We start from the raw sequence: 5,870 nt of genomic DNA on the forward strand, positions 1-5,870 counted from the left end.
TGTTTCCAGCAGAACCGTCTCGAATCCTGCTCTTTGCAGCCCCGCATGAAGCCATTGCGACAGTGGCCCAGCCTCCAGCCCGATCCGATTCACTGCAAAGCCAAGCGTCTCGAAAAATTCGACTAAGGCGTCGGGTTCGCTTGCGACCTTCGCCTCCTTCAGGATCTTACCCTGGGAATCCACAACGCATACGCTCGACAGTTCCAACGACACGTCAATTCCGGCATAATTCTCCACGGCTGTCCTCCGTCTCCAGATGCTTGGGGCCGACTCAAGTCGTGACCCCGTTTCATCATCTATCGGGGGACAGCCACCATCATGCCCCCTTGCACGGAGCAGGGCCCATTACGGCATCTAGGCCACCGCGCTCGGAAACAGGCGAGCGGCTAATGCACAAATATGAGGTAAAGGAGGGCTGCCGCCAGCAGAACGCCCAAAACCGTATTGGCATTGGGATCCATCTTTGAATCCTCTGCCCGTGGAGACCCCAGCATCGGCCGGGGGGGCGCAATGATGCTGGGGCCTCCGGACAGGCTTCTGTCTCGTGGGACCGAGACCGTCACCGCAGAACACAAGCCGGGCGCAACATAGACGTTCCTAGCCAAGTCTTAAATCTCCCCTGCTTCACACAGCGCGCCGCTCGGCCGCAGGGTCCGGTCTCGTCCGGCACCTGCGGCCCTGCTGCGACGTTCCGCACGATCGGCGTGCATCTGGCGCTACCCCTGCACCGTTGACGTTTGTTGGCCGAGGGGGTTCTGCCGAGCCAGGAACATCGTGGCTTTTGCCAAGTTTTCCCGGCGCCCTCGAGGCTCGTCGAGGGTAACCTCTAGGCCCCGGCTCATCCCCATTTGAGCTGGGGCCCTTTTCTTCCTTGAAAGGGACTGACTGAAGGGGAACGACCAGAGCAGTCGAATATTTGAGTCGTCGTTGGCTCGCTGCCACAGTGGGCGCAGGGCCCCGGCCTAATCCCTTTGTCTCCCCGGCAGCCGGGGCAGTCTCTCGGCCTTGTAGTATCGGAGTAGCGTATGCGTTCCTCGCCCTCGATCGTGCCGGCCGACCGCCTCGACCGCGACATTTATCTGGTGCTTGAAGACTTCGGCGCTCGCGCCGGTTGCGCCTGGCGCGAGACGGATGAGGCTGACACCGACCTCGAGACGATCCTGCAAAATCTCCTGTCCGGCCAGTACGCCTATCCGGTCCGAATTGTATCCTTCAATCCCGTCGAGGGATGGTCGCGAGATGCGACTTCCGACGTCGCCGACGCACTGGCCCAGCGCGCATCTGACACTGACACCGAGGTCTCTTCTGCACTGCAAGCCTTCATCGCCGCCAACGCCACAAGGAGCTTCGACATGCAGCTAGCGCTGCCCTTGCGCGGAATCGCCTGATGTCCAGCGACGAAAAGCCCCTTGCGGCCGGTGCAATGGCTACGACGTGCGCCAACTGTGACGATCTCGGCTGGGTTTGCGAGAACCACCCGGACCGCCCCTGGGAAGGCCCACGCGCCTGCAACTGTGGGGGCGCGGGGGCGCCCTGTCCGGCCTGCAACGCTGCTGGCGATGGGGAAGTGCCGCGTATGCCGGAAGGCTTTCGAGTCGAGGTCGACAAGGACGGCTGGCGGCACTGAGGTGCCTTGTGAGCGGCCCCAAGCGCGTTCGCAGTAGCGCCGAACGGTCGCTGGCGACTTCATCGGCGGGTCCACAAGAGCCGCCTTCGGCGCTCACCCGCCCGATACGCACAGCGCGACCAGTCGTCTGGCCCAGCGCGAACCAGCGACTTGGACGTAAACCGATTGCTCCGTAATCATAGGGGAACGATGCTCTTCACTGCGGCGCGAACCCCGCTGTAAACTGATGCCGGATTGTGAAATCGATTCGCAGGAAGATGGCTAAATCCTCGAAACTTGTCGCCGCGAAGAATGGGCGAGTACTTCTGGTCCGACGACGGCGCGATAAGCGCTGGGCGTTCCCGGGCGGCCGTAAGCGTGCGGGTGAAAGTGAGAGGAAGTGTCTTCGCCGCGAGATCACCGAGGAACTGCCGAAGCTAAAACTTGGGCCAGTGAAGCTCTGGAAAGAGGTAAAGGGAAAAAACCGTCAATCCGGACGACAGATGAGCGACGCGATCTTTGTGGCCAAGAAGGCGTCCGGTCCCCTGAGGATCGGCGATAAGAACGAGATCGACAAAGCGGCTTGGCGCAAGCCGCGCGGCATCAGACTCACGCCCACGTCGCGCTACATCCGGGACAAGTTGTTTCCGAAGTAGATCACGCGCTCGCAACTGCGGCCTCGAACCCAGCGGTCAACCGCGCAACCGTTTAGCGCGGGTCCAGACCTTCTTCAGATATCGTTTTCGGGCTCCCGGTGCACCAACCTTCCCGCCCCAAATGCGAATGAGTTGCCGTGATCGACCGGAAAGCTCGGCGACTTCCTTATAGCTCGCAAGACCATTCTTGAGCATGTAGAGCGCGGCGGCCTTGGTGACATCCTTGGTGCGCATTTGCAGTGCGATCCCGATTGTCGTTTCGGGCCAGATGCTGATGCGTCAATGACTGTAATGCCCTCAGGGGGCGGCTCAAAGTACAACTGGCCACCCACCTTGCATCTTCTCAAAGCTAGTGGTCTGGCTTTTCGCGCACGATCACGCCGGTCTTAGGGTCGGCGTGGAATTCCATCTTCTGTCCGTTCTTGATGCCTTCGCCCTCCCATTGGCCGTCGTCGGCTTCAAGCTTAGTGACCTGCGAATAGCCCGACTCCATGACCTTGGCCTTCACTTGCTCCATCGGCATCCAGTCAGGTCCGGGTTGGTCTGCTCTCGCTGCTGAGCCAATGGCGAGGGAACCGAGAACCAGAATTGTGGCAAGCTTCATTTTGGCCTCCTCTCGATGAAAGGCTTCAACGGGCGCGCTGAATTGATGTTCCTCTGTCGCGCCCGCGGACTTGGTGTCAGATCGACGCAAACGAATGGACTTCCGTTTTGGGCCCCTGGGGACAAGATGGTCGGCTTCGGGTCAAAACCGGCAACGCGGCCCCTTCTTACGGGAAAGACGATCCCTATCGGCCTCTGCTTCAGCAGTGGAGTGCGACAAGCCAGACAGAGGCTTCCCGCCTTTTCCGATCGCAGGCACATCTAGTGAAAGATCCAGTACGGTGAACCGGCCGGTTACCGGTCGCTCATACCAAGCAACGTACCGCGCCTTCATTTCGGTCATTCTAGACCCCCTCGGTAGCGGATCGATCCTCGAATAGATCAACGTATCGCGCATGGAGAATCACGTAGCCCTTGGCACCGTCTAAGAGCACCTTGACCTGAGTGGCCGTTGCTCCCTGACCAAGAACGATGCCTTTCTTACCGCTAAGACGCGGTCCAGCCAAAGCAGCAATGACGATCCGTCGACCAGCAAGAAGCTCGTCCTTGGCGGCCATTAGGTCCGCAGATCTCGGCAGGTTACGGTTTGTGCTACGCGGCATGGCTTTAAAATAGCGCAGCACCATTGAGTTAAAAAGCCCGTGTGTCGGGGGACCACGGCTTGCGCGACCTTTTCGATCGGTCAAGCTGGCGAACCGCTAAGCGTGAATGGTGATCGCAATGCGTACTGCAGAACAATTGATGCAACTACCACATGTATTCAATCTTGGTGCACGTGATCAAACCCGCACGGTCTAACAAGCCGCTTATTTGTGCGCGCTGCTCAACAAATCTGCTAACTGCGAGGCGCCAAGCGGCGTTGACTTTCAGCGGGTCCTTGGCGTGACACCTAGATGCCCCCGGCGCTAGCCTCAGGCCATCCATCCGCGGCAGCCCCTGTCGTAAACCGGCAGGGGTTGCTTATTGGTGGTAGGCCCGCCAGTGAACCAGCGGGCCTTTGCCCGGCGGAGTATTTACAGCTCCCACTAGAGTGAAGCACTGATGTCTGACGACGGCGCACTCAAGAAGGAAATCGACGCTCATCAGCAGCAGATGACAGAGGCTGAACGTAAACTTTTGGTCGGCCTCGATGAGTTCATCAAGGGCAAGGTCGCGCTAGGCGTGCCCAGAGAGCGCGCCTACGCCATAGTTGCGGAGATACTCCCGTACGCTCGAGAGGTCAGAGCACGCGATCTACGCCGCGCGTTTAGGGTCGTCTAAGGCGTCCCGGGAGAGCTAGGCCCGCCAGCGTGACCAGCGGGCTGGTAGCGATCGTCAGGCGCAGTCGCGACCTCCGCGGGGTACGATCGAAGTACTGGCTCGTGGAGCTTCGCGCGCTTTGTCAATGTCCGAAAGGAGGTTCCAATGCGTACTCCGGCCTTGGCGATTTTGGCAATCGGGATGGCATCAACAGAGCCGGCGGCAGCTCAGACGTATAATCCGGCCTATCCGGTTTGCCTGCACGTTTGCCGCGCGGGGGCCAACTATTACGATTGCAGCTACACATCGCTGCCTCAGTGCAATGCTTCGGCATCGGGCCGCGCAGCAGAGTGCGCCATAAATCCATACTTCGCGGGCGTGGAAAACCCCGCAGCTTATCGGCGGCACGGCCGCCGCGCCTACTAGGGCAGTTGCGAGAGACGCCCAGCCCGCCATCGTGAACCGGCGGGCCTTTGCTTTTCCACACCCGCGACGCGCAGTAGTTCGCGCGCGTTCCGCGGCCCAAGGTTCGGATTAGCCTACGTCGTTCTGACATTGCCCCATAGGCTCCCGATAGCGTGAGCCGTGGGTCAACCACCGAGAGCAAGTAAAACCGGCCACAGCTTTGCAAGGAGCCAGAGCATCAGGGCGAAACACGCCCAAATGCCCATTAAAGCAAAGACGGCCCGAGGATTCCTGAAGATCATCACAGTGCCAACTTAGCACTCGTCGGAGATCTCCGCACTGAGCGAATGGGGTAGCCCGCCAGCGTGGAATTCGGCGGGCTCTCTATGCTCATGCGGACTGGGGCAAATGCGTCACCTTCTCCGCCGATCAATGTTGTTGTGGCCGGGGAAGAACAGACCGGCTAGCACGCCAATAGCAGCAGGTATGACAAGGCTGAGACAGTCCATGACGCACCGACGATGTTTGCCCGCATCGGGGTCATACGGGCGTTGAACCGCCACCACGTCCTGGAGTTTAACCCGAAGGGAAAAGAACCGCATTGGGGCCGGCGCAAGCTGAAGAGGGATCAATGACCGTCTTCGTGTACGTCAATACGGCCAAGCAGGTCGGCGACATCGATCACATCAAGGTTTTCGCAACGGTGGACGCCGCGGAACGATGGTTCGATGAAAACGATCCGGAGGGCGTCGCCTTCKAATACGATGTTTTGGGCTTGCCAGCCGGAACCGCGTGATCTGAGACGCGGGTCCAATGGGAAAAGCCGCAGCGTGGTTCCAGCCCCCACTGCGGCATTCCCGGAACTACGAAAAACCTTGGTGCTCAAATCTCGCCGGTGTTCTTTTAATAGAACACCCCGTTCCGAAAATGGATTCCGTAAGAATACCGGTGCGCGAAGTTCGAGCATTGCCGTGTGAGGGCGAACATGGCACGGGCATGCATTCCAGCCCCAATGCTCCCGGCTGCCGATCCAATTGCGGATTAGAGCGCCGGGAGTGCTAGGCCCGCCAGCGTGAACCGGCGGGCCTCACTTGGTCGAAACTGGCGTGTACTCATCTGTGGACGCCCCGCGAGATGCAAGCGGTTTTTGAAGAAGATCGGCACGTAGTCGGATGCTGCCATCTGTCCGGCCTCTGATGGTGCAGCGATGAAGCTGCGGGCCCGTATGGGAGTTCGCAGACCGGAACCAAATCATAAAAGCGTGCTCCAGGCACGATGAGTACATCTGGTTCTTCCGGCCCCGTCTCGCCGACTGTTGCGCCATACCCTCCTTCGACCGACTACATCTCTGACGACCTCTG

The 5,870-nt window shown here is 59.8% G+C and carries 8 protein-coding genes and 1 pseudogene; 5 read left to right on the forward strand and 4 right to left on the reverse strand.

Features of this window, described 5'->3' with window-relative positions:
- Window positions 1-237: pseudogene (locus tag AC1DW2_RS43305) on the reverse strand (IS110 family transposase); the annotation flags it as partial.
- 788 nt (window positions 238-1,025) lie between these two features.
- On the opposite strand from AC1DW2_RS43305, the gene AC1DW2_RS43310 reads away from it, so the two are divergent.
- Both AC1DW2_RS43310 and AC1DW2_RS43315 read left to right on the forward strand, forming a co-directional pair.
- Window positions 1,026-1,388, forward strand: coding sequence for a hypothetical protein (locus AC1DW2_RS43310; protein ID WP_135217202.1), 363 nt, complete (start codon window positions 1,026-1,028; stop codon window positions 1,386-1,388).
- A gap of 496 nt (window positions 1,389-1,884) precedes the next feature.
- A complete protein-coding gene (locus AC1DW2_RS43315) occupies window positions 1,885-2,262 on the forward strand; it encodes an NUDIX hydrolase (RefSeq protein WP_135217209.1) in 378 nt (125 codons plus the stop codon).
- A gap of 36 nt (window positions 2,263-2,298) precedes the next feature.
- Here the strand turns inward: AC1DW2_RS43315 and AC1DW2_RS43320 are convergent, their stop codons facing one another.
- The 3 genes from AC1DW2_RS43320 to AC1DW2_RS43330 form a co-directional block, all read right to left on the reverse strand.
- Window positions 2,299-2,496 (reverse strand): hypothetical protein, encoded by a 198-nt coding sequence (locus AC1DW2_RS43320; RefSeq protein WP_135217200.1) that lies wholly within the window; start codon window positions 2,494-2,496, stop codon window positions 2,299-2,301.
- 115 nt (window positions 2,497-2,611) lie between these two features.
- Complete coding sequence (locus AC1DW2_RS43325; protein WP_039156949.1) at window positions 2,612-2,866, reverse strand: PepSY domain-containing protein; 255 nt, start codon at window positions 2,864-2,866, stop codon at window positions 2,612-2,614.
- 343 nt (window positions 2,867-3,209) lie between these two features.
- Window positions 3,210-3,422, reverse strand: a complete 213-nt coding sequence (locus AC1DW2_RS43330) for a hypothetical protein (protein WP_304494803.1) — start codon at window positions 3,420-3,422, stop codon at window positions 3,210-3,212.
- Between the two features lie 484 nt (window positions 3,423-3,906).
- On the opposite strand from AC1DW2_RS43330, the gene AC1DW2_RS43335 reads away from it, so the two are divergent.
- The 3 genes from AC1DW2_RS43335 to AC1DW2_RS43345 all read left to right on the forward strand — a co-directional run bounded on the left by AC1DW2_RS43335 (window position 3,907) and on the right by AC1DW2_RS43345 (window position 5,305).
- Window positions 3,907-4,125, forward strand: coding sequence for a hypothetical protein (locus AC1DW2_RS43335; protein ID WP_283016716.1), 219 nt, complete (start codon window positions 3,907-3,909; stop codon window positions 4,123-4,125).
- Between the two features lie 144 nt (window positions 4,126-4,269).
- Window positions 4,270-4,530 (forward strand): DUF3551 domain-containing protein, encoded by a 261-nt coding sequence (locus tag AC1DW2_RS43340; protein WP_283016717.1) that lies wholly within the window; start codon window positions 4,270-4,272, stop codon window positions 4,528-4,530.
- Between the two features lie 610 nt (window positions 4,531-5,140).
- Window positions 5,141-5,305 (forward strand): hypothetical protein, encoded by a 165-nt coding sequence (locus tag AC1DW2_RS43345; protein WP_477009155.1) that lies wholly within the window; start codon window positions 5,141-5,143, stop codon window positions 5,303-5,305.
- Window positions 5,306-5,870: the final 565 nt, after the last annotated feature.

Source organism: Bradyrhizobium sp. P3_C3, assembly GCF_056402655.1.

Excerpts from the sequence above, each read along its gene's own strand:
- AC1DW2_RS43310 (WP_135217202.1), top strand. The coding sequence starts at position 1,026 with ATGCGTTCCTCGCCCTCGATCGTGCCGGCCGACCGCCTCGACCGCGAC.
- AC1DW2_RS43315 (WP_135217209.1), top strand. The coding sequence starts at position 1,885 with ATGGCTAAATCCTCGAAACTTGTCGCCGCGAAGAATGGGCGAGTACTT.
- AC1DW2_RS43320 (WP_135217200.1), bottom strand. The coding sequence starts at position 2,496 with ATGCGCACCAAGGATGTCACCAAGGCCGCCGCGCTCTACATGCTCAAG.
- AC1DW2_RS43325 (WP_039156949.1), bottom strand. The coding sequence starts at position 2,866 with ATGAAGCTTGCCACAATTCTGGTTCTCGGTTCCCTCGCCATTGGCTCA.
- AC1DW2_RS43330 (WP_304494803.1), bottom strand. The coding sequence starts at position 3,422 with ATGGCCGCCAAGGACGAGCTTCTTGCTGGTCGACGGATCGTCATTGCT.
- AC1DW2_RS43335 (WP_283016716.1), top strand. The coding sequence starts at position 3,907 with ATGTCTGACGACGGCGCACTCAAGAAGGAAATCGACGCTCATCAGCAG.
- AC1DW2_RS43340 (WP_283016717.1), top strand. The coding sequence starts at position 4,270 with ATGCGTACTCCGGCCTTGGCGATTTTGGCAATCGGGATGGCATCAACA.